The 26,026-nt window shown below is 71.4% G+C and carries 21 protein-coding genes and 1 tRNA gene; 9 read left to right on the top strand and 13 right to left on the bottom strand.

Annotation, left to right across the window (positions count from 1 at the left end; all coding sequences use genetic code 11):
• Positions 1 to 154 precede the first annotated feature (154 nt).
• Positions 155 to 4,504, top strand: coding sequence for a PAS domain-containing protein (locus ACFYWS_RS34690; RefSeq protein WP_389283056.1), 4,350 nt, complete (start codon positions 155 to 157; stop codon positions 4,502 to 4,504).
• A gap of 62 nt (positions 4,505 to 4,566) precedes the next feature.
• Here the strand turns inward: ACFYWS_RS34690 and ACFYWS_RS34685 are convergent, their stop codons facing one another.
• The 8 genes from ACFYWS_RS34685 to ACFYWS_RS34650 all read right to left on the bottom strand — a co-directional run bounded on the left by ACFYWS_RS34685 (position 4,567) and on the right by ACFYWS_RS34650 (position 12,493).
• A complete protein-coding gene (locus tag ACFYWS_RS34685; RefSeq protein WP_389283054.1) occupies positions 4,567 to 6,219 on the bottom strand; it encodes a long-chain fatty acid--CoA ligase in 1,653 nt (550 codons plus the stop codon).
• A gap of 121 nt (positions 6,220 to 6,340) precedes the next feature.
• Positions 6,341 to 6,928 (bottom strand): SigE family RNA polymerase sigma factor, encoded by a 588-nt coding sequence (locus tag ACFYWS_RS34680; RefSeq protein WP_389283052.1) that lies wholly within the window; start codon positions 6,926 to 6,928, stop codon positions 6,341 to 6,343.
• A 190-nt stretch (positions 6,929 to 7,118) separates the two neighbouring features.
• Positions 7,119 to 8,285 (bottom strand): lipid-transfer protein, encoded by a 1,167-nt coding sequence (locus tag ACFYWS_RS34675; protein WP_389283050.1) that lies wholly within the window; start codon positions 8,283 to 8,285, stop codon positions 7,119 to 7,121.
• On the bottom strand, positions 8,282 to 8,677 hold the full coding sequence (locus tag ACFYWS_RS34670; RefSeq protein ID WP_389283148.1) for a MaoC family dehydratase: 396 nt from the start codon (positions 8,675 to 8,677) through the stop codon (positions 8,282 to 8,284). Before ACFYWS_RS34670 ends, ACFYWS_RS34675 begins: the two co-directional genes overlap by 4 nt.
• Positions 8,678 to 8,709: 32 nt before the next feature.
• Positions 8,710 to 9,789 carry an acyl-CoA dehydrogenase family protein gene (locus tag ACFYWS_RS34665; RefSeq protein ID WP_389283048.1) on the bottom strand — a complete coding sequence of 360 codons (1,080 nt, stop codon included), beginning with the start codon at positions 9,787 to 9,789 and terminating at the stop codon, positions 8,710 to 8,712.
• A gap of 1 nt (position 9,790) precedes the next feature.
• Positions 9,791 to 10,714: a bifunctional MaoC family dehydratase N-terminal/OB-fold nucleic acid binding domain-containing protein gene (locus ACFYWS_RS34660; RefSeq protein WP_389283146.1), complete on the bottom strand. Its 924-nt coding sequence runs from the start codon at positions 10,712 to 10,714 to the stop codon at positions 9,791 to 9,793.
• Positions 10,715 to 10,740: 26 nt separating this feature from the next.
• Positions 10,741 to 11,940 (bottom strand): acyl-CoA dehydrogenase family protein, encoded by a 1,200-nt coding sequence (locus tag ACFYWS_RS34655; protein WP_389283046.1) that lies wholly within the window; start codon positions 11,938 to 11,940, stop codon positions 10,741 to 10,743.
• 247 nt (positions 11,941 to 12,187) lie between these two features.
• Positions 12,188 to 12,493: a hypothetical protein gene (locus ACFYWS_RS34650; RefSeq protein ID WP_389283045.1), complete on the bottom strand. Its 306-nt coding sequence runs from the start codon at positions 12,491 to 12,493 to the stop codon at positions 12,188 to 12,190.
• A gap of 371 nt (positions 12,494 to 12,864) precedes the next feature.
• On the opposite strand from ACFYWS_RS34650, the gene ACFYWS_RS34645 reads away from it, so the two are divergent.
• Entirely contained in the window at positions 12,865 to 13,758 is an 894-nt protein-coding gene (locus ACFYWS_RS34645) for a bifunctional DNA primase/polymerase (RefSeq protein ID WP_389283043.1), read from the top strand.
• A gap of 87 nt (positions 13,759 to 13,845) precedes the next feature.
• Here ACFYWS_RS34645 and ACFYWS_RS34640 read toward each other — a convergent pair.
• Positions 13,846 to 13,930 (bottom strand) — tRNA-Ser (locus ACFYWS_RS34640).
• A 69-nt stretch (positions 13,931 to 13,999) separates the two neighbouring features.
• On the bottom strand, positions 14,000 to 15,448 hold the full coding sequence (locus tag ACFYWS_RS34635) for a S1C family serine protease (protein WP_389283041.1): 1,449 nt from the start codon (positions 15,446 to 15,448) through the stop codon (positions 14,000 to 14,002).
• A 269-nt stretch (positions 15,449 to 15,717) separates the two neighbouring features.
• Here ACFYWS_RS34635 and ACFYWS_RS34630 point away from each other — a divergent pair, with 269 nt between their 5' ends.
• The 3 genes from ACFYWS_RS34630 to ACFYWS_RS34620 all read left to right on the top strand — a co-directional run bounded on the left by ACFYWS_RS34630 (position 15,718) and on the right by ACFYWS_RS34620 (position 18,333).
• Positions 15,718 to 16,521, top strand: coding sequence for a glycerophosphodiester phosphodiesterase (locus tag ACFYWS_RS34630; protein WP_389283040.1), 804 nt, complete (start codon positions 15,718 to 15,720; stop codon positions 16,519 to 16,521).
• A gap of 84 nt (positions 16,522 to 16,605) precedes the next feature.
• Entirely contained in the window at positions 16,606 to 17,244 is a 639-nt protein-coding gene (locus ACFYWS_RS34625; RefSeq protein WP_389283038.1) for an ATP-binding protein, read from the top strand.
• Positions 17,245 to 17,346: 102 nt separating this feature from the next.
• A complete protein-coding gene (locus tag ACFYWS_RS34620; RefSeq protein ID WP_389283036.1) occupies positions 17,347 to 18,333 on the top strand; it encodes a DUF5926 family protein in 987 nt (328 codons plus the stop codon).
• A 239-nt stretch (positions 18,334 to 18,572) separates the two neighbouring features.
• On the opposite strand, the gene ACFYWS_RS34615 is transcribed toward ACFYWS_RS34620, so the two are convergent.
• Together ACFYWS_RS34615 and ACFYWS_RS34610 are read right to left on the bottom strand one after the other, a co-directional pair.
• On the bottom strand, positions 18,573 to 19,205 hold the full coding sequence (locus ACFYWS_RS34615) for a hypothetical protein (RefSeq protein ID WP_389283034.1): 633 nt from the start codon (positions 19,203 to 19,205) through the stop codon (positions 18,573 to 18,575).
• 56 nt (positions 19,206 to 19,261) lie between these two features.
• On the bottom strand, positions 19,262 to 19,957 hold the full coding sequence (locus ACFYWS_RS34610; RefSeq protein ID WP_389283033.1) for a bifunctional DNA primase/polymerase: 696 nt from the start codon (positions 19,955 to 19,957) through the stop codon (positions 19,262 to 19,264).
• A 536-nt stretch (positions 19,958 to 20,493) separates the two neighbouring features.
• On the opposite strand from ACFYWS_RS34610, the gene ACFYWS_RS34605 reads away from it, so the two are divergent.
• Both ACFYWS_RS34605 and ACFYWS_RS34600 read left to right on the top strand, forming a co-directional pair.
• Complete coding sequence (locus tag ACFYWS_RS34605) at positions 20,494 to 22,002, top strand: PP2C family protein-serine/threonine phosphatase (protein ID WP_389283031.1); 1,509 nt, start codon at positions 20,494 to 20,496, stop codon at positions 22,000 to 22,002.
• A 97-nt stretch (positions 22,003 to 22,099) separates the two neighbouring features.
• Positions 22,100 to 23,554 carry an aminopeptidase P family protein gene (locus ACFYWS_RS34600; protein WP_389283029.1) on the top strand — a complete coding sequence of 485 codons (1,455 nt, stop codon included), beginning with the start codon at positions 22,100 to 22,102 and terminating at the stop codon, positions 23,552 to 23,554.
• Between the two features lie 88 nt (positions 23,555 to 23,642).
• Here ACFYWS_RS34600 and ACFYWS_RS34595 read toward each other — a convergent pair whose 3' ends face one another.
• Complete coding sequence (locus tag ACFYWS_RS34595; RefSeq protein WP_389283028.1) at positions 23,643 to 24,101, bottom strand: ATP-binding protein; 459 nt, start codon at positions 24,099 to 24,101, stop codon at positions 23,643 to 23,645.
• Between the two features lie 191 nt (positions 24,102 to 24,292).
• Here ACFYWS_RS34595 and ACFYWS_RS34590 point away from each other — a divergent pair, with 191 nt between their 5' ends.
• A complete protein-coding gene (locus ACFYWS_RS34590; RefSeq protein ID WP_389283026.1) occupies positions 24,293 to 25,087 on the top strand; it encodes a hypothetical protein in 795 nt (264 codons plus the stop codon).
• 162 nt (positions 25,088 to 25,249) lie between these two features.
• Positions 25,250 to 25,987, top strand: a complete 738-nt coding sequence (locus tag ACFYWS_RS34585; protein WP_389283024.1) for a YcnI family protein — start codon at positions 25,250 to 25,252, stop codon at positions 25,985 to 25,987.
• The last annotated feature ends 39 nt before the right edge of the window (positions 25,988 to 26,026 follow it).

Below are 26,026 nucleotides of genomic sequence, written 5' to 3'. Positions count from 1 at the left end.
CGGGATCCCCACATCCTCTACGTGGGCTCCGTCGCATCCGGCGCCTCCAGTCCAACCTCTGCCCGTAGACTCCCTCCCGTGATACGCCGTGGACCGCGCAGCAGGATGGTCCGCGCGGTCGGCAAGTCGCAGTAATCAGGGAGGAACCGTCGTCGTGAGCAGCAGGCCATCCCGAGGCGCTGCTCGCCTCGCAGCCATACTTGACGCGCTTCCGGACGGGTTGTTGCTCGTCAACACCAACGGAACCGTGGTCAACGCCAACTCCATCGCCCTGGAGTCCTTCGAGGCCCCGGGCACGGCACTTGTGGGGCGCGGCCTGCTCGACCTACTGCCCGAGTTCGACTCGCGGCTGATCCCCGGCTCCATGCGCCGGCCGGACACCGTGACCGACGAACGCGGGCGGACCAAGCCGACGCGGATGACCGCTCGGCGCACCGACGCGAGCGAGTTCCCCGTCGAGGTGACCTCCGCCAATCTCGCCGACGGCGTACGGGACGCGGTGGATCCGTACGCCACCGGGAGCGGCCAGAGCTACAGCGGCTCCGAGCTGCTCATGCTCGTCGTACGGGACCTGTCGGGGGCCGTCGACACCGAGGCCGAACTGGCCCGTTCGCAGCGGCAGACCGAGATGATTCTGCGTGCCGCGTCCGAGGGCGTCGTGGGCACCGACACCGACGGGCGCATCGTGCTCGTCAACCCTGCCGCCGCGCAGATCCTGGGCTTCCGGGCCAGTGATCTGGGCGGGCAGGAGCTGCACCCGCTCATCCTGCACTCGCGTCCGGACGGTGAACCGTTCCCGTACGAGGAGTCCCCGCTCGCCGACACGCTGCGCTCCGGGCGCAAGCACCGGGTGCGCGGTCAGGTTCTGTGGGCCAAGAGCGGCGCGAAGGTGCCCGTCGACATGACGACGGCGCCGGTGCGCGACGGGGAACAACTGGTCGGCGCCGTCATGACGTTCGCCGACCGCCGCTCCACGGAGAAGCTGGCCGTCGAGCACGCCGAGGAGATCGCCCGGCGCGACGAGGCCGCCGAGCGGGAGCGCGAGGAGCACGCCGCCGAGCTGCGGCGGGTCGGTGAAGAGGGCGCTGCCGAGCTGGAGCGGGTGCGCGATGAGCTGACCTCCGAGCTCACGTCGGTACGCGAGGAACTGGGCTCCGAGCTGACGTCCGTACGCGAGGAGCTGACCGGTGAACTCGCCGCCGTCCGCGAGCAGCACGCCGAGGAGCTGTCCGCCGAGAAGGAGCGGGGCGCCGCGCTCGCGGAGCGCGAGAAGGATCGTTACGAGGCCCTGGCCGCGCGGCACACGCAGCTGCTCGCCGTGCTCGGGCAGTCGCTGCGCGGGCCGTTGGACGAGCTGCGGCAGGAGCTGAGCCAGCTCGCCGCCGACGACGCGGGGCAGCTGTGGCCCGAGGCCAACCAGGTGCTGCATCACCTGGCCGCCGGGTACTCGCGGATGACGACGCTCGTCGACAACGTGCTGGCGTATCAGACCTTGGACGAGGGCGGTTCCCTGCTCTCCCGTACGAATGTCATGTTCGACGCCGTCGTGGCCGCCGGTGTCGACGGGGCCGTCGAGCTGATCGGTCCCGGCCGGGTGCAGTTCGCCGTGCACGCGCCGCCGATCGAGGCCGAGGTGGACGCGGGACGGCTCGCGACCGCGCTCGCGCATCTGATCGCCGACGTCGCCGGGATCGACGCGACCGGCAATGCCCGGGTGCCCGCCACTTCCGGGTACGTCGACTCGACCGTCGTCGTGGCCGCGGCGCAGCGGGGCGCGAACGTACGCATCGAGGTGCGCGGTCCCTACTCGGGCGGCGACCCGGTGCACGAGCCGATCGTGCATGGCATCGTGCGGGCGCACGGCGGCGTGCTGCAGACGCACGAGATGCCGGGGATGAGCGGCAGCGCGTACGTCCTCGAAGTGCCGATCGGGACGGGGGGCGGGGCCGTTCCCGCCGCCGCGGTCGTCCCTGATGCCGGGGTCGCTCCCGGCGCCGACGGTGTTGCGGAGCAGGCAGCGGGGCCGGATGAGGCTCCCGGCGGCGTGCCCGCCAATGTCTCCGTCGAGGGCTCCGAGGCCACCGGGTCCCAGGATGCCTCCGCCGAGGCGCATCCGAACCTTCCCGCGCAGGCCACCGGTGGTGGCAGCAGGCGCCGCAGGGCGCGGCGGGCCGCGGGTCCCTCGACGGACGCGTTCCTGGAGAGCAGCGTCTCGGGCGGCGAGGAACCTGCATCGGCTCCCTCCAGCGGTACGGGGCGCAGGCGCGGACGGCCTGCCCCGGAGGAGGCTGCCGCCAAGGGCTCCGTGGTGACCTCGGCCGAACACGAGGCGGGCTCCCCGGCGTTGGGCGAGACGGTGCCGCCGCAGGGCGTGCCCGCGCCGACCGGGCGCAGGGCCCGACGCGCCGGGGACCAGGAGCAGGCCGCCCTGCCCGCGCTGCCGTCCGGGTCCACCCCTGAGTCGAAGCAGGGCGCCGAACCGGCTCAGGGCGAGCTGGAGTTGGCCGGTGCCGGGTCCGCGCAGCCCTCCGGCCGGCGGGCGCGGCGCGCACTCGGCAGCGCGCAACCGGAACAGGACGCGCAGCAGTCGAGGACGCAGCAGTCGAGGGCACAGCAGTCGGGTCCGCGCGAGGTGTTCGCGCTGCCGCCCGCCGAGGCCGACCGCACCCCGGAATCCCGGGCCGCGGCCGAGGCCGAGGCGCGACCCGATGTGCAGGCCGTCCCGGGTGACGTACCGCAGGACGCTCAGGAATCGCAGGACGCCCTGCGGGAAACCGGCACGCAGCCGCAGCCGCAGCCCCTGCCGTTGCCGGACGAGACGCACCAGCACGACACCGCCGAGGCACACCCGGCCGCGGACCACACGCCGCCGCAGCCGCACCCGGCGCAGCCCACGCCCGCTCGGGGCACACCCACGGCGCTGCAGCAGGCGACCCCTGCGGGTGGCACGGGCGCCGCGCTGCCGCCGGAGGACAAGCCGGAGACCAGGCCAGACAGCGAGCCGGCCAGTGTGCCGGACAGCAAGCCGGCGGAACTGGCGGAGGACCAGCCGGAACCCCAGCCGCAGAGCGACCCGGCCGACGAACCGGAGAGCACCCCGGCCCCTGCCCCTGCCGCTGCCCAGCCGCTCCCCGCCGAGGCTCCGAAGCCCCAGGCTCAGGACCAGGCCCCGTCCGGTGACACGAACTCGACGCAGGGGCGCGCCTTCAGCGTGCGGACGCTGGGGCAGGGCGTGCCGTTCGGGCGTCAGGTCGCCTCGCAGCCGCGTCGTCCGCAGCCGCCGGTGCAGCCGCTTCCGCCGCAGGCTCCGCCGCAGCCGAGCGCCACGCCGCAGCAGGGCCAGGCGCAAGGCCAGGCGCAGGGCCAGACGCAGAGCGGTTCGGGGACGATCGGCGGCTCCGGCACGCTCGGCGGCTCCGGGCGGCGGCGCAAGCTGTCCACCCGCCAGGAGAACCGCCAGGAGAACCGTCAAGAAAGCCGCAAGGACGGCCGCAAGGAGCAGCCGGACACCGGCAGCACCGCGCAGCCCCCGGCGCAGAACGCCCCGAAGCCGAACACCCCGGCCCAGGGCACCGCTCACAGCACGCCTCCGCAGGGCACGCAGGCCAGGCCGCACCCGCAGCCCCCGCTCCTCTCGCCGAACTCCTCCGAGGACGGCGGCCGTTCGTACGCGATCGGCGCGCCCGAGCAGGACGGCGTCGAGGGCCCCGAGCCGCTGGACGGTCCCGGCGGTGCCGTGGAGGTCGCGAACCGGCCGCAGCCGATGCCGATGGACGACGAGTTGCCGCCCGAGCCGCTCGACAACCCGCGTCGGCTCCTCGTCTGGCCCGCGCCGGACGTGGCGACGCAGCAGGCGCTCATCGACCGCGGCTACCGCCCGGTGACCGTGCACTCCCGTGAGGAGGTCGACGCGCAGATCGCGGCGTTCCCCGCCGCGCTGTTCGTGGACCCGCTGACCGGGCCGATCACGCGGACCGCACTGCAGTCGCTGCGCCAGGCCGCCGTCGCGGCCGAGGTGCCGGTCCTGGTGACCGCGGGCCTCGGACAGGCGACGCGCGACGCCGCGTACGGCGCCGACCCCGCCGTGCTGCTCAAGGCGCTCGCCCCTCGGGACAGCGAGCAGCACCCGCCGCGGGTGCTGCTGATCGAGGAGCACGAGGAGATCGCGCTCGCCCTGACCGCGACCCTGGAACGGCGCGGGATGCAGGTCGAGCGGGCCGCGAACGACGCGGACGCGGTGGCCATCGCGTCCGAGCTGCGGCCGAACCTCGTGGTCATGGATCTGTTGCAGGTACGTCGCCGGCAGGCCGGCATCATCGACTGGCTGCGTGCGAACGGGCAGTTGAACCGCACCCCGCTGGTCGTCTACACGGCCGCTGTGGAAGGTGCCGACCTGCCGCGGCTCGCGGCGGAGGAGACGGTGCTGTTCCTGGCGGAGCGGTCGACGAGCACCGAGGTGCAGGGCCGGATCGTGGACGTACTGGCGAAGATCGGGACGAACTGAGCCTCAACACACGTACAGGGGCGGCCCTTTCGGGCCGCCCCTGTTTCACGTGAAACAGGCCGTCACAACTGCGTGACGTCCAGCTCCCCCTCCGCGTACTGCTTGCGCAGCACCTTCTTGTCGAACTTGCCGACGCTGGTCTTCGGCACCGCGGGGATGATCGTCCAGCGCTCCGGAAGCTGCCACTTGGCGACCTTCTCGGCGAGGAACGAACGCAGTGTCTCGAAGTCGGCGCCCGCGCCCTCCTTCAACACCACAGTGGCGAGCGGTCGTTCGCCCCACTTGTCGTCGGGAACGGCGACGACCGCGGCCTCGGCGACGTCCGGGTGGGACATCAGCGCGTTCTCCAGGTCGACGCTGGAGATCCACTCGCCGCCGGACTTGATGACGTCCTTGGCCCGGTCGGTGAGCGTGAGGAAACCGTCGGGGCTGATGGTGCCGACGTCGCCGGTCTTCAGCCAGCCGTCCTCGCTGAACTTGTCCTCGGGACGCAGCACTTCCTTGCCGGAGCCGCCGTAGTACGCGCCCGCGATCCAGGGGCCGCGCACCTCCAGCTCGCCCGCGGACTCACCGTCCCAGGGCAGCTGCTCGCCGCCGGGGCCCGTGAGCCGCCCCTCGACGCCGGCCGGGAAACGGCCCTGCGTGAGCCGGTACGCGAACTCCTCCTCGCTGCCCGGCTCGGCGCTCGCCGGGGGACGGGCGACCGTGCCGAGCGGGGACGTCTCGGTCATGCCCCAGGCGTGACAGACCCGCATGCCCAGGTCGTCGAAGGCCTTCATCAGCGAGGGCGGACAGGCCGCCCCGCCGATGGTGACCTGCGTGAGCGTGGAGACGTCGCGCGGCTTGGCGGTGAGCTCGGCGAGCAGTCCCTGCCAGATGGTGGGGACGGCCGCGGCGTGCGTGGGGCGCTCGGACTCGATCATCTCGGCGAGCGGCGCGGGCTGCAGGAAGCGGTCCGGCATCAGCATGTTCACGCCGGTCATGAACGTGGCGTGCGGCAGTCCCCAGGCGTTGACGTGGAACTGGGGGACGACGACGAGCGAGGTGTCGGCGTCCGTGAGGCCCATCGACTGCGTCATGTTGACCTGCATGGAGTGCAGGTAGATGGAGCGGTGCGAGTAGACGACGCCCTTCGGGTCGCCCGTGGTGCCCGAGGTGTAACACATCGCGGCGGCCCTGCGTTCGTCCAGGTCGGGCCAGTCGTACGTGGTCGGCCGGTCCGCGATCAGCTCCTCGTACTCGTGCACCTGCGCACGGGCACCGTCGAGTACGGAGCGGTCGCCGGGCCCGGACACCACGATGTGCTCGACCGTCGGCAGCTTCGGGAGCAGCGGGGCGATCATCGGGAGCAGCGAGCCGTTGACGAGGACGACCTTGTCGGCCGCGTGGTTCACGATCCACGCCAACTGCTCGGCGGGCAGCCGCAGGTTGAGCGTGTGCAGGATCGCGCCCATGCACGGCACGGCGAAGTACGCCTCGACGTGCTCCGCGTTGTTCCACATGAGCGTGGCGACACGGTCGTCCTCGCGCACGCCGAGCTCGTCGCGCAGCGCGTTCGCGAGTCGGTGCGTGCGCTCGGCGGCTTCGCGGAAGCTGCGGCGGTGCGGCTCGGCCTCGCCGGTCCACGTCGTGATCTGGGACGATCCGTGCACCCGCGCGCCGTGTTGCAGAATGCGGGTCACGGTCAGCGGTACGTCCTGCATCGTGCTCAGCACGGCGTCCTCCCGGTGGGCGCTACGGAGCAGTAAAGGTCCGCTGATTCTCACTGCATACCAGGCGGTATGTCACTACTTTCGGGGATGATCGATCAGTGAATAACCCAGGACTCACCGCTGGTCACGCCGTGTGCCGCAGTTCCGGGTCCTCACGGAGCTTGCCGAGCGCGCGCGACACCGCGCTCTTCACGGTGCCGATGGAGACGCCGAGCACCTGGGCCGTCTGGGCCTCGCTCAGGTCCTCGTAGTAGCGCAGGACGACCATCGCCCGCTGCCGCGCGGGCAGTTTCGTGATGGCGCGCCACATCGCGTCGTGCAGCGCCTGCTGCTCGGCGGGGTCCCCGGCGGGCGTCTCCCGGTGCTCCGGCAGCTCGTCGCAGACGAACTCGTCGACCTTGCGCTTGCGCCACTGCGAGGTCCGGGTGTTCAGCAGGGCCCTGCGCACATAGCCGTCGAGCGCCCGGTGGTCCTCGATCCGGTCCCAGGCGACGTACGTCTTCGCGAGCGCGGTCTGCAACAGGTCCTCGGCGTCGCACGGGTTCGACGTCAGCGACCGGGCGGTGCGCAGCAGCACCGGCTGACGGGCCCGGACGTACGACGCGAACGACGGATACGCCGGGGACGCAGCGGCTGCCGGGCGCTTCCCCGCATGGGTGCGCGGAGCGGCCTCGGAAGCGCTGGAGCAGACAGGCACCAGGGTTGCGGTCATGGCTCCACGCTATGAGCGCCCCCTACTTCCGGGGATCGGCCGGAGGTCCCGAAGCGGCGTCCGCCTCAGGTTGTACGAGGGGTGCTGGCCCCACCTCCTGAAGGTGGAGTCGGGGGCGGGGTCCCCTGGGGGACGGCCCTGACTCCCCTTCGCGCGGGAGCTCCACGGGAGCGAGGGGCGCCCACCCGGTTCAGCCGTCCGCCCCCAGAATCAGACCCGATGTGGGGACCCCCGTGCCCGCCGTGACCAGGGTGGTGGACGCGCCGGATATCTGGTTCACCGCCGTGCCCCGCACCTGCCGCACGCCTTCCGCTATGCCGTTCATCCCGTGCAGATAGGCCTCGCCCAACTGTCCCCCATGGGTGTTGAGCGGCAGCCTCTCCTCCGCCACGAACCCGGCGGCCTCGCCCGGCGCGCAGAACCCGAACTCCTCCAGCTGCATGAGCACGAACGGCGTGAAGTGGTCGTAGAGGATACCGACGTCGATGTCGTCGGGTCCGATGCCCGCCGTGCGCCACAACTGCCGCGCCACGACGCTCATCTCGGGCAGCCCCGTCAGCTCGTCCCGGTAGAAGCTCGTCATCTGCTCCTGCGCGCGGCCCGCGCCCTGCGCCGCCGCCCGGATCACCGCGGGCGGGTTCGGCAGATCGCGGGCCCGCTCCACGCTGGTGACGACGATCGCCTGCCCGCCGTCCGTCTCCTGGCAGCAGTCGAGCAGCCGCAGCGGGTCGACGATCCAGCGCGACGACGCGTGGTCGGCGAGCGTGATCGGCTTCTCGTAGAAGTACGCCGCCGGGTTCGTCGCCGCGTACTTGCGGTCGGTGACCGCGACATGGCCGAACGCCTCGGGGGTCAGCCCGTACGTGTGCAGATAGCGCTGCGCCGCCATCGCCACCCAGGACGCCGGGGTGAGCAGCCCGAACGGCAGGTTCCAGCCGAGCGCCGCGCCCTCCGCCGACGGCTCCCTGTGCTGCACGCCCGAGCCGAAGCGCCTGCCCGAGCGTTCGTTGAAGGCGCGGTAGCAGACCACCACGTCGGCCACGCCGCTCGCCACCGCGAGGGCCGCCTGCTGCACGGTGCCGCAAGCCGCGCCGCCTCCGTAGTGCACCCGCGAGAAGAAGGAGAGCTCCCCCATGCCCGCGGCCTGCGCCACGGTGATCTCCGGGTTGGTGTCCATGGTGAAGGTGACCAGGCCGTCGACGTCGGACGGGGACAGGCCCGCGTCGTCGAGCGCCGCGTGCACCGCCTCCACCGCGAGCTTCAGCTCGCTGCGCCCCGAGTCCTTGGAGAACTCCGTGGCACCGATGCCGACGATGGCGGCCTTCCCGCCGAGCCGGTCCTTGCCGCGCACGCTCATGCCGCGCTCCTCTCGGGGACGACGACCGTGACCGTGCCGGTGACGTGGCTGCCGATGCCGTTCCTGCCGAGGATCTTCACCTGTGCCGTGTCGCCCTCCACGGCGGCGATCGTGCCGCTCAACACCATGGTGTCGCCCGGGTAGTTGGGCGCCCCGAGGCGTATCGCGACCTTACGGAGGACGGCGTCGGGCCCGAAGTGGTCGGTGATGTAGCGCCCCACCAGACCGTTCGTCGTGAGGATGTTCATGAAGATGTCGGGGGAGCCCTTCTGGTGCGCCAACTCCGCGTCGTGGTGCACATCTTGGTAGTCACGGGACGCGATCGCCCCGGAGACGATCAGCGTCCGGGTGATCGGGATCGCCAAGGGCTCGAGCTCGTCCCCGGCCTTCATCCCGCCTTCGGCCTTCGTCCCGCCTTCGGCCTTCATGCGGCCTCCCCTCCGTCGGCCGCGCCCGCTCCCGACGCGATCACCTCGCCCAGCTCCTCCAGGAGTTCGGCGCCGCACCCCAGATATCCGTCCAGCTGCCGGCCCCACAGGAAGTGCCGGTGCACCGGGTGGTCCAGGTCGGCGCCCATGCCGCCGTGCAGATGCTGGCCCGTGTGCACGACCCGCTTGCCCGCCTCCGAGGCCCACCAGGCCGCGGTCAGCGCATGGCTCTCGTGGTCGAGCCCGGCGTCGCGCCGCCAGGCCGCCTCGTACGCGGTGACCCGGATCGCCTCGATGTCCATGTACGCCTCCGCGGCGCGGAGTTGGACGCCCTGTTTGGCGGCGAGCGGCCTGCCGAACTGCTCCCGTTCGTTCGTGTACTCCACGGCCCGGTCGAGCGATCCCGCGCCGACCCCGGCCTGTAGCCCGGCGAAGGCGGTCCGCGCGGCCGCGAGCACGTCTTGGTAGGCCTCGGGCCCACCGATCCGCTCGGCCTCCACGCCGTCGAGCACGAGCCGCCCCGCGGACCAGGGCGCGGTCAGCTCGACCGGCTCGCGCACGGCGTCATCCGCCCACACCATCCACAGGCTGTGGATATCTTTTCCGGTTTCGCCCCGCACCGCCACCAGCACCTGTGTGGCGTCCCGCAGCCACGGCACCCACGGCACGGCCCCGCTCAGCCGCGCCCGCCCGTCCCGCAAGGCGTCCACCACGATCCCACCGCGCGCGGGAAACGCCCCGGCCGCCACGGCGGAACCGTCCCGAAGCCCCGGCAGCAGCCGCTCCCTCTGCTCGTCCGTACCGTGCGCCGCCACCGCCAGGAGCCCGTACACACAGCTCGCGGCGAACGGCACCTGCGCCGTCGTCCTGCCCTGCTCCTCCAGCATCAGGACGAGCCCGAGCAGCCCGGTCTCCTCCACCGCGCCCGCGAGGCCCGCCGCGCCCAGCTCCTTCCAGAGCTCGCCGTCCGTGCCGCCTCCGAGGCCCGCGAGCCGCTCCGGCGTGGACAGATCGCCGAAGATCCGCGCGGCGAGGTCCCGCGCCGCCTCCTGCTCCGGGGTAGGGGTGAAGTCCATCTCACGCCTCCTCGTCCACGCGGAAGACGGGTAGCTCCAACTCATCGTCCACAGCGAGGAATTCGAGCCGTACGGGCATCCCGATCCGCACCTTGTCGCTCGGCACCCCCACGACATTGCTCACCATGCGCACGCCCTCGGCCAGCTCGATGAGGCCCACCGCGTACGGCGGATCGAAGGCGGGGAAGGGCGGATGGTGCATGACCACATAGCTGTAGACGGTGCCCTCGCCGCTCGCCTCTACGGTGTCCCACTCCTGCCCGCCGCACGTGTTGCACCCCGGCAGCCAGGGGAACCGCAGCGCCTCGCACGCGCGGCAGCGCTGGATGAGCAGCCGGTGGTCGGCGACGCCCTCCCAGAAGCCCGCGTTGTCCCGGTTGACGACGGGACGTGGCCTCCTGCTCTTGTCCTTCTTCGCAGCCCCGTCGCTGGAACTCCGCTTGGCCGGCGTGTACTTCAGGATCCGGAACAGATGCGTCCCGGCGAGCTCCCCGCCCACCCGGACGTTCATCCTCGTCGTGATGAAGTGCCCCGTGCCCAGCTTCGTCGTCTTCAGCGGCGAGACCGACTCGATCACCGAGTCGTACGCGATCGCGTCACCGGGCCGCAGCGGCCGCAGGTACTCCTGCTCACAGTCGGTGGCGACGACCGAGGTGTACCCCGCCCCGTCGAGCAGCGCGAACAGCTCGTCGTGGGCGGGCGAGCGCCCCTCGAAGCCGGACAGGCCGCCCATCGTCCAGGCCTGCAGCATGGTCGGCGGCGCGATCGCGTCCGGCCCCTCGTAGGCGGGGTTCGTGTCACCCATGGCCTCGCACCAGTGCCGGATCATCGGCGCGTTCACCGGGTCCTTGCCCTCGGCCTCGGTGGCCGCCACCCGCCCCTCGAAGGTCCTCAACTTCTCGTACGCCAAGGGCTCGTGCCCCATGAACTCCTGTCCCGCAACACCCGCGCTCACCGCTTCCCCCTCCGCATCCCGAGCCGCATCGTCGCCACGATCTCGCGCTGCACCTCACTCACCCCGCCACCGAAGGTGTTGATCTGTGCCGCGCGGTTCATCCGCTCCAACTCGCCACTGCCCACGCCCGCTGCACCGCCCCCCGTATCACCGAACGCGCCGGGCGAACCGGCCCGCACCCACCCGGCGTCGCCCGCGATCTGCTGACATATTCGATACGTCTCGACGGCGGATTCCGTTCCCGCGAACTTCACGCCGCTGGCGTCTCCGGGGGCCAGCCTGCCCGCCCCGACATCCCCCACCAAACGCCAGTTGAGCAGGCGCGTTGCCGCCAGCCGGGCATGCGCTTCGGCCAGTTGAGATCGGACCCACGGCGCGTCAACGCGGCGCTCGCCGGTCACCGGATCGGGGGTGCGGGCGGCGTCGGCCACCCGCTCGTAGAAGTCCTCGGCCTGCATCCCGATCGCGGCGAGGGCGACCCGCTCGTGATTGAGCTGGTTGGTGATCAGCCCCCAGCCCTCGTTCTCCTCACCGACGAGATGCGAACCGGGGACCCGGATCCCGTCGTAGTACGTGGCCGTCGTGGTCAGGCCGCCGACGGTGTCGATCGGGGTCCACGAGAAACCGGGCGCGTCGGTCGGCACGAGGATGATCGAGATGCCCTTGTGCTTGGGCGCCTCGGGGTCGGTCCGGCAGGCGAGCCAGATCCAGTCGGCGTTCTGCGCGTTCGACGTGAACACCTTCTGCCCGTCGATCACCCAGTCGCCGCTCGCCTCGTCGCGCACCGCGCGCGTGCGCAGGGACGCGAGGTCCGTGCCCGCCGACGGCTCGCTGTAGCCGATCGCGAAGACCAGGTCGCCCTTGAGGATCCGGGGCAGGAAGTAGGCCTTCTGCTCCTCGGTCCCGTACTTCATGAGCGTCGGGCCGACCGTGTTGAGCGTGACCATGGAGACCGGTGCACCGGCCCGGTACGCCTCGTCGAAGAACACGAACTGCTCGTCCGCGCCGCGTCCCTGTCCGCCGTACTCGACGGGCCAGCCGAGGCCCAGGAGGCCCTCGTCACCGATGCGGCGCAGCAGCCTGCGCTGACCGCTCGGGGCGTCGGCCGCCGGCGGTCCGCCGGGCATCAACGTACGGAATCTCTCTCGTAGTTGAGCGCGCAGCTCGCGCTGGCGCTCGGTGGGGGCGAGGTGCACGGCGGCTGCCCTCCAGGACTGGCCTCGTACCGACAAGGGTTTCTGACTGTCCGTCAGATACCGACGGGTGTCAAGAGATCGGCCACGTCATGGGCACGCCCGCGTACGCCTCACCGGCACGCGCGCACATACGCCTCACCAGCACGCGCGCGTAGTCGCGAAAACGCCTGCGCGGCGGCGCCGAAGCACCGCCGCGCAGACTGTCACGCACCCCACGCGAGACCCCCGCCGTGCAGGAGCCGGCGGGTTACCAGAGCTGGGTGAAGTTCACGTTGACGTTCGACTGGTCGATCGCCGTGAAGCCCGAACCGTTCACCTGAGCCTCGTTGTTCTGGTTCGAGGCGCCGTTGCCGACGGCCTGCTGCTGCGTGGTCGACGAGTTGCCGAAGTTGTCGTCACCGACACCACTGCCGCTGACCGTCGCCACCCCCGCGTTCGATCCGTTGTCCGCGAAGGAGCCGTTGTCGGCCATGGCCACTCCGGAGAAGAGCGCTGCGGCAAGGGGCAGAGCGGCGACGGCGGCGATGGCGCGGGCAGTACGGATGGAAGCCATGTCTGTTCCTCCAGGAAACGAAGTACGCTCCGGGCGCTCGGACGGGGTCCGGCCACCCATTAAGTACGGGATGTACCAAGGCAGTTGGCCGACCGCCTCGGCGATGTTCACGACGTCGCGAGATCAGAATTGCCCACCGAATCCCCGGCGAACCACCCCGGAAGCCGTGATTCGCTCGCAAGCGTGAGGACATGTCGATAAACCCTCTTCACGCCCGGAAAACCCCAGCTCAGGCCGGAACGGCACACCTCTGGACCAGCCCCGCCCAAGCGGCCCAAACGACGAAGCGTTTCAGCACATTTTTGGTAAATGCTTCCCTCGGACGACCTACCCCACTTCCCTTCTTCGAACATGCGTACGAAAATGAGGGCATGGCCACCATGGACCGGCATCCGCCCCACTGCCCACCCCACCCGTCCCTCGCGACCCTGGCCCTCGCGCACGCCCTGTCCGCCGCCGAACGCGGGCTCGCCGTCATCCCCCTGGCCAGGACCAAGCTCCCGGCGCTGCCCTCGCCGCACCGCAGCGACCCGCCCTCGACCCCGCGCTGCCACGGCGAATGCGGCCTCCCGGGGCACGGCGTGTACGACGCCTCGACCGACCCGCGCCGCATCCGCGCGCTCTTCGCGGCCGCGCCCCGGGCCACCGGCTACGGCATCGCGTGCGGCCTGGCCCCGCACCACCTCATCGGCGTCGACCTGGACACCAAGTCCGGTACGGATGCCTCCGCCTCCCTGCGCGAGCTGGCCTTACGGCATCTCTTCACAATCCCCGACACGGTGGTCGTGGCCACACCGAGCGGCGGCAGGCACTTGTGGCTCTCCGGGCCGCCGGACGCCGTGGTGCCCAATTCCGCCGGCCGCCTCGCCCCCGGCATCGACATCCGGGGCGCCGGCGGCTACCTCGTGGGGCCCGGCTCCCGCACCGAGTACGGCGTCTACGGCGCGGTCCCGGGCACCGGGCACCTGCCGCCCGCACCCTGCCCACCGGCGCTTCTGCGCCTGCTCACGCCCTCGCCGCGCACGCACCACCCCATGACGGGCCGCCCCGGTCAACACGGTGCGGGCCTCGTCCAGTTCGTTCTCAGCGCCCATGAGGGCCAGCGCAACACGCGCCTCTTCTGGGCGGCCTGCCGCGCGTACGAGAACGGCGTCGGCGACACCCTCGCGGACGCCCTGACGGACGCGGCGGTGCACACCGGCCTGACGGAGCGCGAGGCCCGCTCCACGATCGCCTCGGCGGCGCGCCTCACGGCGGGCCCATAGAGCCCTTCCGAAGCCCTCTACCGAGGCCTCCCGAACACGGGGCGAGCCCCCGACCCTGATCCCGGGTCGGGGGCTCGCTCAACTGCGCGGTGGGTGTGGGATTTGAACCCACGGAGGCTCTCGCCTCGACGGTTTTCAAGACCGTTCCCTTAGGCCGCTCGGGCAACCCACCCCGCGCCGCAGCGGTCCTGAGGACCGTCGAGGCGCGGGACCAGCGTAGCGGGTCGGGTCGCGGGTCCGGTCAGCTGTCGCCCTTGCGCTCGCCCAGGGTCACGTCGGCCGTCTGCTCCTTGCCGTCGCGCGTGTAGGTGAGCTTCACGGAGTCGCCCGGCTTGTGCGTCCAGATCTGGCCGATCAGCGTCGGTCCCGAGTCGATGGGCTGGTCGTCGAGCTTCGTGATGACGTCACCGGGCTTGAGGCCCGCCTTGTCCGCCGGACCGTTCGGCGTGACGGCCGCGGAGCCTCCCGCGCCCTGCTCGGTGATCTTCGCGCCGCCGGTGCCCTCCTCCAGGGAGACGGAGGCCCCGATCACCGGGTAGACCGGCTGCCCGGTCTTGATGAGCTGCTGGGCGACCATGTTGGCCTGGTTGATCGGAATGGCGAAGCCGAGACCGATCGAGCCGGACTGGCCCGAACCGCCGCCCATGCCACCACTGGAGGCGGACTGGATGGCGGAGTTGATGCCGATCACGTGCCCGTTGCCGTCGAGCAGCGGGCCGCCGGAGTTGCCCGGGTTGATCGACGCGTCGGTCTGCAGGGCGCTCATGTACGAGGCCTTGCTGCTGCCGGTGCCGTCACTGGACGCCACCGGGCGGTCCTTGGCGGAGACGATTCCTGTGGTCACCGTGTTCGACAGGCCGAAGGGCGCGCCGATCGCGATGGCCGAGTCGCCGACCGCGACCTTGTCGGAGTTGCCGAGAGTGAGCGGCTTCAGGTCGTCCGGCGCGTTCTTGAGCTTGATGACCGCGACGTCGTAGCCCTGCGCGTGGCCGATCACCTCGGCGGCGTACTTCTTGCCGTTCGAGAACGTCGCCGACAGCTTGCCGCCGTCCGCGGCCTCCGCCACCACGTGGTTGTTGGTGAGGATGTGGCCCTGCTTGTCGTACACGAAGCCCGTGCCGGTGCCGCCCTCGCCGCTGTTGCCCTCGGCCTCGATGGTGACCGTGCTGGGCAGCGCCTTGGCGGCCACGCCCGCGATGGTGCCCTTGTCACGCTTGAGGTCGGCCGGGTTGGAGGCGGAGACGGTGGTCGAGCCGGTGTCCGACCCGTCGCCCCGCTCGGCCGCCCAGTAGCCCACGCCGCCGCCGACCGCGCCCGCGACCAGTGCCGCCGCGATGATCCCGGCGACCAGGCCGCCGCGCCGGCCGCCCGGCTTGGGCTGCGGCGGCTCGTAAGAGGCGCCCCAGCCTCCGCCGCCACCGCCCGACCCGTAGGCCGGCATGGCGGGCGGTGGGGGCGGCCAGTCGCCGCCGTGGGCCGGTCCTGCCGCACCCTGTGCGGTGCCCCCGGAGGATGCCGCGGACGCGGCGGGCACTCCGGGCGCCCCGTGGTCGGCGGGCCTCGGCTCCTGGCCGGCAAAGTCGGGTGCGGCCCCCTGGGGAGCCGGCGCGGGAGCAGCGGGAGCGTCCACCGGCACAGGAGGTGCGGACGGGGCCGGGGGAACCTCAGTGCCCTCGTTCTCGGTGCTCACAGCTTTCTCTCCTCGATCCACGGCTGGCGTCGCCGATCCGTCCTGTCTGGATGCTCAGGGACGGCACCTGTCGCGCGCGAGGCCGTCCCGGCATGGTCCTGTCACGGTCCACTTGTGCTGTTGTACGTCGTCAGCCTTTCCCACGGGACGTCAGGCCACCGTAAGACGTTCCTGTGCGTCACCTGACATCCTTTACGTCCGGCAAAACGGACGCATCCGCTGGGCCGAATTTTTCCTGGCCGACCGCCGCGCGGTGGCACCATGACGCGGTGACCCTCGCACAACAGCAGCGCATCCAGGTCGTCGCCCACCGCGGTGCCTCTCAGGACGCCCCCGAGCACACATTGGCCGCCTACAAGAAGGCCATCGAGGACGGCGCGGACGCCCTCGAATGCGATGTGCGGCTGACGGCGGACGGTCATCTCGTATGCGTGCACGACCGTCGCATCAACCGTACGTCGAACGGCCGCGGAGCCGTCTCCACACTGGAGCTGTCGGACCTCACCGCCCTCGACTTCGGCTCCTGGAAGGACCGCGACGAGGGCCCCGAATGGACGGGCAGCGCGGCCGACACCTCCGTCCTGACACTGGAGCGCCTGCTGGAACTGGTCACCGACGCGGGACGCCCGGTGGAGCTGGCGATCGAGACCAAGCACCCCACGCGGTGGGCGGGGCAGGTGGAGGAGCGGCTGCTGCTCCTGCTCAAGCGGTTCGGCCTGGACGCCCCGGCACCCGACGAGCCCTCGCGCGTACGCGTGATGAGCTTTTCCGCGCGCTCCTTGTCGCGTGTCCAGGAGGCCTCTCCGACGCTGCCGACGGTCTACCTGATGCAGTTCGTCTCCCCCCGCCACCGCGAAGGACGTCTCCCCAGGGGCGTGCACATCGCGGCGCCCAGCATCCGGATCGTGCGCAACCACCCCGCGTACGTCGAGAAACTCGCGCGCGCGGGTCACCAGATCCATGTCTGGACGGTGGACGAGCACGAGGATGTCGACCTCTGCGCGGAGCTGGGCGTCGACGCGATCATCACCAACCGCCCGGCGGCGGTGCTGCGCCGGCTCGGCAGGACCTGAAGCAGGGACGGAATCCGGCCACCTTTCCGCCACACCGTCACAGGGTGTGCCCCGGCGCGTTCGGAACGTATTCGATCGTCACGAGTGCGTCACCGGAAGCGGGATGGCCGGTTTCCGGTCCAGTCCATTGGGGCATTCACACCGTGGCGTGGGGCAAAGGAGGTCTCGGGGGTGGCGTTGGTGGTGGCACAGGAGGTGCCCGCGTCGTCGAGCATGGCCGTACCCCATGGCCCTGCGGGCGTGGGCGCGGCAAGACGTCGCATGCGTGAACAGCTGCGCATCAGTGACGTTCCGGAAACGGTGATCGACGATGCGGTTCTCATCCTTTCCGAACTGCTCAGCAATGCGTGTCGGCACGGCCGGCCGCTCGGCGACGATCTGGCCGGCGACGGTGACGTACGCGCCGCATGGCGGGTCGACGACCGTGGCTGCCTCGCGGTCGAGGTGACGGACGGCGGCGGGCCCACCCGCCCGGTTCCGGCCACACCCTCGATCACGGCGCACGGCGGCCGCGGGCTCAACATCATCACGGCGCTCGCCGACGACTGGGGCGTACGCGACGGCATGCGCGGCGAGGTCACCGTCTGGGTGATCGTCCACAAGGACGTCCACGCGGAGGCCATGGCGCAGCGCCGGGACGACTTCGCCTCGCGGGTGGCCACGCCGCCCGTCGCGGACCTGGCCGACCTGGGCTTCCCGGACGCTTTCGACGACCTGGGCTGAAAGCCGGTCGGGCGCGGCCAGTTGGGCGAATCCCCCTGTTGTCAGTACGAGCGGCTAGGCTCGCGCCGTACGTACGAGAGCCGTATCCGGGAGACACCCAAGATGGCCAAAAAGCGCCCGCAGTCCAAGGGCAAGCCGCACGTCACCGATGGCGCCCGTGCCGGAGGAGCTGAGGGGAACTTCCCGGTCGTCGGTGCCCGCGAACCCTGCCCCTGCGGCAGCGGTCGCCGCTACAAGGCCTGCCACGGCCGGGTCGCCGCGCACGCCGCGACCGAGTTGGTACAGCGCCCCTTCGAGGGCCTGCCGGGCGAGGGCGACTGGGTCGCGCTGCGCGAGCTGGTCCCCGCCGCGACGGCCGAGCTGACCTTGAAGGACGGCCTCCCCGATGGCGTCCCCTCGGTGACCCTCGCCACCGTGCTGCCCATGGCCTGGCCGGCGCTGCGCCGCGACGACGGCTCGGTCCTGCTCGGCCTGCAGAACGACACGCCATCCGGGGACATCAGCCGCGACCTGGCCGACACTCTGCTGCGCGCGCTGGCCGCGGAGCCGGGCAACCCGGTGCAGACGCGCCGCGCACCGGCCGACGGGCCGCGTCTTCAGGACGTACTCGCCACCGAGGCCACTTTCGAGCCCGCCGTCCACACCGGCTTCGAATTCTGGGTGCCGGACTCGGAGAACACGTCGGGCGAGGTCGCCGCCTCCCTGGAGCGGGCCAACGCGGCGGCGATCCCCACGGTGAAGCTGTCCAGCGTGGACAGCGCCTACTGGTGCGAGACGCCGGAGAAGAACCACCTCCGGTGGGTCATGCCGCACGCGGAGGAGAAGCTGCTCGACGCGCTGGCGCGGCTGCACGCGGCGGGCACGTCGTCGCTCGGCGAGGGCACGCGTCTGGTGGGCTCCTTCCGGGCGCACGGCCTGACCGTCCCGGTCTGGGACCTGCCCAGCCCGATGCGGGCGGAGGACGTCGAGAAGCCGGCTGCCGAGTTCGCCGAGCGGCTGGCCGGTGCACTGGCCACGGACGCACCGCTGACCCCGGACGAGCGTCGCGCGCGCGGAGGGCTCACCAACCGACAGGTGACGCTCAGCTGATTCACAGCTTCGGGTGGGCTGACCGACCAGTCAGCCCACCGGGACGGGAACACCGCACCGAACCGCGAGGTGAGCCGGGTCACAACTCCCGGTAGTTGCAGGTAAATCCATGTCCGAATAGAAGAGATCGAATTTGCTAACCGGCGATCTCTTGTTACCGTTCAAGTAGCCCGGTTGCTGGTGCATCCCCCGTCGCCAGCAACCGGGCGCTTCCATGTGCGCTCCGCGCCCGTCGGGTCTCAACCCCCGTGCGACGGCGCCGAGTTGCTTCCGGAGCGCAGCAGCAGCGGGCCCTCCTCGCCCTTCGCGTACTCCGCCACCGCCGTGTACTGGTCGCTCTCTCCCCGCGTGGGTCCCCGCGGTGTCTCGCACATCCCCGGCTCGTCCTCCGCGCCCACGGCACAGTGCAGCTGCACGGTGCGTCCGCCGGGTGCCATCAGGGTCAGTACGGCGGCCAGACCCGAGCCCGTCGCGTTGCGGTAATAGGTACGCGCCCAGGTCTCGTGGCCCTGGACGAGCACGCAGGTCTGCGCCTCGATGCCGTCCGGAGCGGATAGTTGGGGACCGCAGTGGGCCTCGGTGGCCAGGCCGAGTCCGGTCAGCAGGGAGGGCTTCCCGGGCTTACCGGTCTTCTGCTCAGCCGGCTTGGCGTCCCCGCTGTCGTCCCCGTTGGCCTCCGCCTCGGTGGCCTTGGCCTCGGCGGTGGCCTGCCGCGTGGGCCCGTCATCCACCGGCCCCGCGGACGCACCCGCCAGCGGCAGCGCCGCTGTCAGAACCACCACGGCGAGCAGACCGAACAGCCGGAGCCGCGTGCGCGGCCGCTCCCGCTCGATCTCGTCCGGGAGCTGGGGGAGGCGTGGCGCGGGAGGCATGCGCCGAAGATATCGGCGCACGCCCTGCCCACCGGCCCGCCGCGCGCCGGATTCCGCTACAACTCGGGCGCGCTCACACCCGTACGGGTGAGGGCGTCGACCAACGTGCCGACCACGGCCTCCACATCCGGCACCCACGGGGCCGCCGAGCCGGGCAGCGGCGCACGCTCCCAACACACCTGCCCCGCGCCGGAGATCGACGGCGGCAGGGCGAGATATCCACCCTCGCCGTGGAACCGCAGCGAACCGGGCACAAAGTCCTGCGCGTACAAGAGTTCGCCGAGCTGCTCCAACGAGTACGGCGCCACGAGGATCGCGAGCCGCTCCGGCGTCGCGATGACCGGGCCGAGCCGGACGTCCCTGCGGTTGAGCGCGGCGAGCGCGCGGGCGCCCGCGACGGCCGGGAGGCTCACGGCACAGGGTGCGCGCCCCCCAGAGGCCCCGGACGGGGCACCAGTGGCGAGCACGATCGGCGCGTCGGGGCGGTTGGTCCACCACCAGCAGACCATGCGCTCATCGGTCGTCGCGGCGAGCAGCCCCGGGTCGAAGGGATGCGCGCCTGGCACCGTGCATTCAGGGTCGGGGCATGCGCAGCGGACGCCGTCACGACGGCCTCCCGCTTCGAGCCCTATGCCCGGCAGGACCGGCCACTGCCACGCTGTCGCGAACGTGAGGGCCGCGCTGATCAGGTCAGACTTCCCGTTGTCACGCCTGGACAGGAGCCTGCGTCGCCTTCCGAGGATCTCGCGCATGAGCGCTCGTTCCTTTCCGTAGACCGAAGAGAACGCTATGGGCCACATCACACCATGTGTCGATCAGTCACTACGCGTACGTGTTGGAGCGTCGCACCCCAGCCTTGATCGCCGGCCTGAGGCAGGGGGAACCCCCCTATAGTCCGAGCGCCTGCTGTGTGCTTGAAAAGCCTGGCGTGGGGTGGCGGCGCCTGGCGTTTGCCGTCCCGCGTATTTCTCGCCGCCTCCGCCACGGGAGGATGGGACACGGTCGCCGATGGTTATGACGCGCGGTTCCGTCACCAGGTTCCGGGCGGATCCCAACTACCCCTGGTCTTCACCGACTACGTACCCATCGCGGCCGCTATGACGCTCTGTCGACCACAGCTGAACAATGCCAGTCGACCGCAATGGGCGCTTCCCCCAGGCAGTTTTTGGCCATCTTCGAACGATCGGGATCAGCTCGGGATCGGGACGGGATCACATATGAGAACCGAGATCGTTTTGCCGCGGATACCGCTTGACCACGGCAGACACCGGGCAATCCCAACGGGACAATGCTGGACATCCCCCAACGAGTCCGTGTACATGTGGAGGCATTGCTAGCGGCGCAGAATGACATGGGGGTTTGCGATGCTAATGAGCAATATGCACCGGCCGGAAAGCCGGAAACCATGACAACCCCACGCCTGCCGAAAGTGGCCGGAATCGACTCCCCTCCTGGACAGATTCCCCCTCCCGCCCCCAGTGCCGCGCCCGCTCCCTCCGTGTCGCAGGTCACTCCCTCCGCCGTGGCACCCGGAGCCGTGATCCAGGACCGGCTCGCGGGCTGGGTCTCCGATCTCACGACGCTGCACGAACTCACGGAACGCCTCGCCCGCACGGCAGCACTCGAGGACGCACTGCACGAACTGCTGCGCGCCGGAGCCGCCCTGGTGGGCGCCCGGCGCGGACTTGTCGTCCTGGAACCGGGCGACGGGCGGGGCCCCGACACCACCATCGGCCTCGGCCTCTCCCGGCCCGACCTCGGGCACATCGAGACGGTGCCGCGCGGCGCGACCTCGTACGGGCGGATCCTCGACGGACTGTCCGCAGAGCCCGAGACGCGCGCCGATCTGCTCGAGGAGGACGCACTCGACCCGCGCCACCGCGAGGTCGCCGCGCGCCTGGGCTACGCCGCGAGTTACACGATGCCGCTCGCCACCGAGGCGGCCGGCCGGCTCGGCGCCGCGGTCTGGCTCTACGACGAGCCGGCCGAGCCCGTCGAGCGCCAGCGCCACCTCATCGGCCTGTACACGCGCTACGCCACCGAGCACCTCGCCCGCCTCCTGGAACTGGAGCGCACGCGCGCGTGGTCACGCACCGTCGCCGACGAGCTGCTGCCACCGCGCCTGCCCCGCGTCGCCGGAGTGCAGCTCGCCGCGCGGCACCGCACAGGGCCCTGCGGCGGCGGCGACTGGTACGACGCGCTGCCGCTGCCCGAGGGGGCGCTCGGGCTCGCGGTCGGCTCGGTCAGCGGCTCCGGCGCGAGCGCGGTCGCCGCGATGGGCCGGCTGCGCGCCTCTCTGCGGGCGTACGCCGTCATGGAGGGGGAGGACCCCGTGGCGGTCCTGTCCGACCTGGAACTTCTGTTGCGCCTGACCGAGCCGGCGCGCAGCGCGACCGCCCTGTTCGCGTACTGCGAGCCCGCGCAGCGCAAGATCGTCCTCGCCGGGGCCGGGCACAGCCCGCCCCTGGTGATCGGCGAGCGGCGCACCGAGTACGCCGAGACGACGCTCTCCGCGCCGCTCGGGATGCTCGCCTGCTGGGAGGCGCCGAGCGTGGAGATCACGCCGGCGCCGGGCGAGACCGTGCTGCTCTACACGGACGGTCTCCTGCGCCGCACCGGCGATCCCATGGACCGCGCGTTCGCCCGGCTGCACGCGGCCGCCGCGGGCGTGCCCAAGACGATCCGTGACGACCCCGGGGCGATCGCCGACCACGTGCTGCGGTCGGTGCTCCCGGACGGCCTCGACACGGCCGAGAGCGAGGAGGACGTGGTGCTGCTCGCGGCGCGCTTCGAGTGACCTCCGAGACGCTGTGTGCAACAGGCCCTCCGGCCCTGGACCCCCTTCCGTACGCTCGTACGATGGAGGGGGTCCATTGCCCTATTCAGGAGGAACTGTGTCGGAGGAGCTCAACCCGGAGACCCCGGAAGCTGACGAGCCCATCAAGCAGCGCAAGAACGGCCTCTACCCGGGCGTTTCCGACGAGCTCGCCGAGAACATGAAGTCCGGCTGGGCCGACACCGAGCTGCACGACCTGCAGCCGTGTCCGCAGGCCGCCGAGACCGCCGCCCGCCGTGCCGCCCTGTCCGCCCGCTTCCCCGGCGAGCGCCTCGTGGTGCCCGCGGGCAACCTCAAGACCCGCTCGAACGACACGGAGTACGCCTTTCGCGCCTCCGTCGAGTACGCGTACCTGACCGGCAACCAGACCGAGGACGGCGTCCTCGTCCTGGAGCCCAGGGCAGAGGGCCACGACGCCACGATCTACCTCCTGCCGCGCTCCAACCGCGAGAACGGCGAGTTCTGGCTCGACGGCCAGGGCGAGCTGTGGGTGGGCCGCCGCCACTCCCTGACCGAGGCCGAGAAGCACTACGGCATCCCCGCCTCCGACGTGCGCGAGCTGGCCGGGCGGCTGGCCGGGGCCACAGGCCCTGTGCGCGTCGTGCGCGGCTACGACGCCGGCGTCGAGGCCGCCCTGGCCGACAAGGTCACCGCCGAGCGCGACGACGAGCTGAAGGTCTTCCTCTCCGAGGCGCGCGTCGTGAAGGACGCGTTCGAGATCGGCGAACTGCAGAAGGCCGTCGACGCGACCGTGCACGGCTTCGAGGACGTCGTGAAGGTGCTCGACAAGGCCGAGGCCACCTCGGAGCGCTACATCGAAGGCACGTTCTTCCTGCGCGCGCGCGTGGAGGGCAACGACATCGGCTACGGCTCCATCTGCGCCGCGGGCCCGCACGCCTGCACGCTGCACTGGGTCCGCAACGACGGCGCGGTCCGCTCCGGCGACCTGCTGCTGCTCGACGCCGGTGTGGAGACGCACACGTACTACACCGCCGACGTCACGCGCACGCTGCCGATCAACGGCACGTACAGCGAGCTCCAGCGCAAGATCTACGACGCCGTGTACGAGGCCCAGGAGGCCGGTATCGCGGCCGTCAAGCCGGGCGGCAAGTTCCGGGACTTCCACGACGCCGCGCAGCGTGTGCTCGCCACGAAGCTCGTCGAGTGGGGCCTGGTCGAGGGCCCGGTCGAGCGTGTCCTGGAGCTGGGCCTCCAGCGCCGCTGGACCCTGCACGGCACCGGTCACATGCTCGGCATGGACGTCCACGACTGCGCGGTCGCGCGGACCGAGTCGTACGTGAACGGCACGCTGGAGCCCGGCATGTGCCTCACCGTCGAGCCCGGTCTGTACTTCCAGGCCGACGACCTGACGGTGCCGCAGGAGTACCGCGGCATCGGCGTGCGGATCGAGGACGACATCCTCGTCACCGAGGACGGCAACAAGAACCTGTCGGCCGGGCTGCCCCGCGCGGCGGACGAGGTCGAGGCGTGGATGGCCCGCCTGAAGGGCTGAGCTCGGAAAAACGCGACAAGGAGGGCCGCACCCGATGGTGCGGCCCTCCTTGTCGCGTAAATGCGCTCCTTGTTGCGAAAAAACGCGCTCACACCGCCATCAGCGGCGCGTCCTCCCGCCACTTGAGGATCTTGTCGAAGCTGACCACGGCGCCGCCCTTGCCAGGTCTGTTCACGAAGTGCACGTGGTCGGCGAGTTCCTGAATCAGGCACAGGCCACGGCCGTGCTCCGCGTAGTCGGGTGCCGGGTGGATGGACACCGCCGCACGACCACCCGCCGCGGTGAAGCCGGGCCCGGCGTCGGCCACTTCGATGCGGCACATCTCGCCGTCCAGGTACGCGGTGACCCGGAACGCGTCCGTCGCCTCGCTCGTCGCCGCACCGCCGTGCTCCACGGCGTTCGCACACGCCTCACTGAGCGCGACCGACAGATCGTAGGAGACATCGGGATCGACGCCCGCGGTCTCCATGGTGCCCATGAGGAGGCGCCGGGCGAGCGGCACGCTCGCGGCATCGCGCCGTAGCTGGAGGGACCACCAGATGCTCATGCTCCCGCCTCCCGGCCGCGACTCGACATACCGATACGTATTGCCACCGGCGGCCCGGCGCAATCGCGTAGTTGACGTGATGACGCCCATACGGCCGACGCGCATACGGGGGTCGTCGGTGTACGGGAGATTCGGGACCTTGCGGACCTGCTGTATGGAGGGTGTGAAGCCAGTGCGATGATGAGGCCGCCATGTCTGCCCCCCACGAGCGCCAGGCGCGCAGCGCGGCCGGTCTCCGGCTGCTCAGGGCCGCGGTGTTCGCCGCGGTCTGCGTCATGCTGTCCGCGGCGGGGCACGTCGTCGGTTCGACGGCCACCGTCCCGCTGTGGACGCTGTCGCTCGGCTTCCTCGCGGTCTTCTGTGTGGCCCTGCCGCCGGCGGGACGCGAGCGGTCGCTGCCGGGCATCGCCGCCACGCTGGGGGCCGGACAGATCGCGCTGCACAGCCTCTTCGGCCTCGGCCAGCAGCACACCATGACCATGGCCGCCGCGTCGGGCGAACCCTCGGCGGTCGAGCGGGCCGCGCGGCTCATGTGCGGGGCGGGCGCGTCGACGCTCAGCCCGGCGCAGGCCCAGCGGATCCTCGACAACGCGCGCGTGCCGTCCGGCGACACCCACCACATGGCAGGCGCGGCGGACTCCGCGATGTCGCTGCTGCCGTCCCTGCCGATGCTCCTCGGGCACCTGCTCGCCGCGGCCGGCGCGGGCTGGCTGCTGCGCCACGGGGATCTCGCCCTGAGCCGCATCGTGCGGCTCTCGCGGCTCTCCGCGCAGAGCGTCGTCGCCCATGCGGCACCCATGCGTTCGCTGCGGGCCGTCCTCGGCCTCGTACGCGTCCTCAGAGCCGGGCTCCGGGATGCCCTCGCCCTGCCGTGCGCCGCTCGTGCCGGGTTCGCCGAACCACCGGCCCTGCGGGCGGCGGCACTTCAGCACTCCGTGAGCCGGCGCGGACCGCCCACGGCCGGCACGTTCCTTCTCGCTGCCTGAACGGCACGCGTACTCCACCACGTACTGCGTGGGGTGAGCCGTGCCGTGCGGCACGCGCGCGTACCCGCTATTTCTTCTGTCGCCGCCTACGTAGTGCGGTGTTTCGCGGTCGCGCCCCTTCACCCTTCGCTGGATCCCGCTGAACGTGGAGTTCTCCCTGTCATGAAGAAGATGTCCCGCGCCGCTCTCGTCGGTGCCGCCGCCGTCTCCTCCGTCGTCCTCCTGTCCGCCCCCGCCTTCGCGCACGTGAGCGTGCAGCCGGAGGGCGAGGCCGCCAAGGGCGACTACGCCGTCGTCGACTTCAAGGTGCCCAACGAGCGCGACGACGCCGCGACGACCAAGGTCGAGATCAACTTCCCGACCGAGCACCCGCTCGCCTCGGTGATGCCCGAGCCCGTGCCGGGCTGGAAGGCCGACGTCACCAAGACGAAGCTCGACAAGCCGATGGAGATGCACGGCGAGAAGATCACCGAGGCCGTCTCCAAGGTCACCTGGACCGCGACCGGTTCCGGCAAGGACGAGGGCGTGCAGCCCGGCTACTTCCAGAAGTTCCCGGTGTCCATCGGCCAGCTGCCGACCGACACCGACCAGCTCGTCTTCAAGGCGCTCCAGACCTACGACAACAAGGAGGTCGTGCGCTGGATCGAGCCGCAGCAGAAGGGCCAGGAGGAGCCGGAGTTCCCGGCCCCCGCCCTTGAGCTCTCGGCCGCCTCGGACGACGGGCACGGTGCCGCAGGCGCCTCCGACGACACCGGCGAGAAGGAGACCGCCGCGGCCTCCACGGATGCCGGCTCGGGCAGCGACACCACCGCCCGCACCCTCGGCATCGTCGGCATCGTCGTCGGCGCCGCCGGTGTGGCGTTCGGCGTCACGGCGGGCCGTCGGCGTACCAACAGCTGAGCCACCCTCGGGGGGTGCCGGGGTCGCGGTGGGCGACCC

It is taken from the genome of Streptomyces sp. NPDC002795, from assembly GCF_042888725.1.
GTDB lineage: Bacteria > Actinomycetota > Actinomycetes > Streptomycetales > Streptomycetaceae > Streptomyces.
Note: the sequence above shows the minus strand (reverse complement) of the source record. Positions and strands in the feature narration are given on the sequence as shown.

What these genes read in the sequence shown, in the direction of transcription:
- ACFYWS_RS34680 (WP_389283052.1), bottom strand. Translation starts at nt 6,928, where the DNA reads ATGACCGCAACCCTGGTGCCTGTCTGCTCCAGCGCTTCCGAGGCCGCT.
- ACFYWS_RS34675 (WP_389283050.1), bottom strand. Translation starts at nt 8,285, where the DNA reads ATGAGCGTGCGCGGCAAGGACCGGCTCGGCGGGAAGGCCGCCATCGTC.
- ACFYWS_RS34670 (WP_389283148.1), bottom strand. Translation starts at nt 8,677, where the DNA reads ATGAAGGCCGGGGACGAGCTCGAGCCCTTGGCGATCCCGATCACCCGG.
- ACFYWS_RS34665 (WP_389283048.1), bottom strand. Translation starts at nt 9,789, where the DNA reads ATGGACTTCACCCCTACCCCGGAGCAGGAGGCGGCGCGGGACCTCGCC.
- ACFYWS_RS34660 (WP_389283146.1), bottom strand. Translation starts at nt 10,714, where the DNA reads ATGGGGCACGAGCCCTTGGCGTACGAGAAGTTGAGGACCTTCGAGGGG.
- ACFYWS_RS34650 (WP_389283045.1), bottom strand. Translation starts at nt 12,493, where the DNA reads ATGGCTTCCATCCGTACTGCCCGCGCCATCGCCGCCGTCGCCGCTCTG.
- ACFYWS_RS34645 (WP_389283043.1), top strand. Translation starts at nt 12,865, where the DNA reads ATGGCCACCATGGACCGGCATCCGCCCCACTGCCCACCCCACCCGTCC.
- ACFYWS_RS34620 (WP_389283036.1), top strand. Translation starts at nt 17,347, where the DNA reads ATGGCCAAAAAGCGCCCGCAGTCCAAGGGCAAGCCGCACGTCACCGAT.
- ACFYWS_RS34615 (WP_389283034.1), bottom strand. Translation starts at nt 19,205, where the DNA reads ATGCCTCCCGCGCCACGCCTCCCCCAGCTCCCGGACGAGATCGAGCGG.
- ACFYWS_RS34610 (WP_389283033.1), bottom strand. Translation starts at nt 19,957, where the DNA reads ATGCGCGAGATCCTCGGAAGGCGACGCAGGCTCCTGTCCAGGCGTGAC.
- ACFYWS_RS34605 (WP_389283031.1), top strand. Translation starts at nt 20,494, where the DNA reads ATGCTGGACATCCCCCAACGAGTCCGTGTACATGTGGAGGCATTGCTA.
- ACFYWS_RS34595 (WP_389283028.1), bottom strand. Translation starts at nt 24,101, where the DNA reads ATGAGCATCTGGTGGTCCCTCCAGCTACGGCGCGATGCCGCGAGCGTG.
- ACFYWS_RS34590 (WP_389283026.1), top strand. Translation starts at nt 24,293, where the DNA reads ATGTCTGCCCCCCACGAGCGCCAGGCGCGCAGCGCGGCCGGTCTCCGG.
- ACFYWS_RS34585 (WP_389283024.1), top strand. Translation starts at nt 25,250, where the DNA reads ATGAAGAAGATGTCCCGCGCCGCTCTCGTCGGTGCCGCCGCCGTCTCC.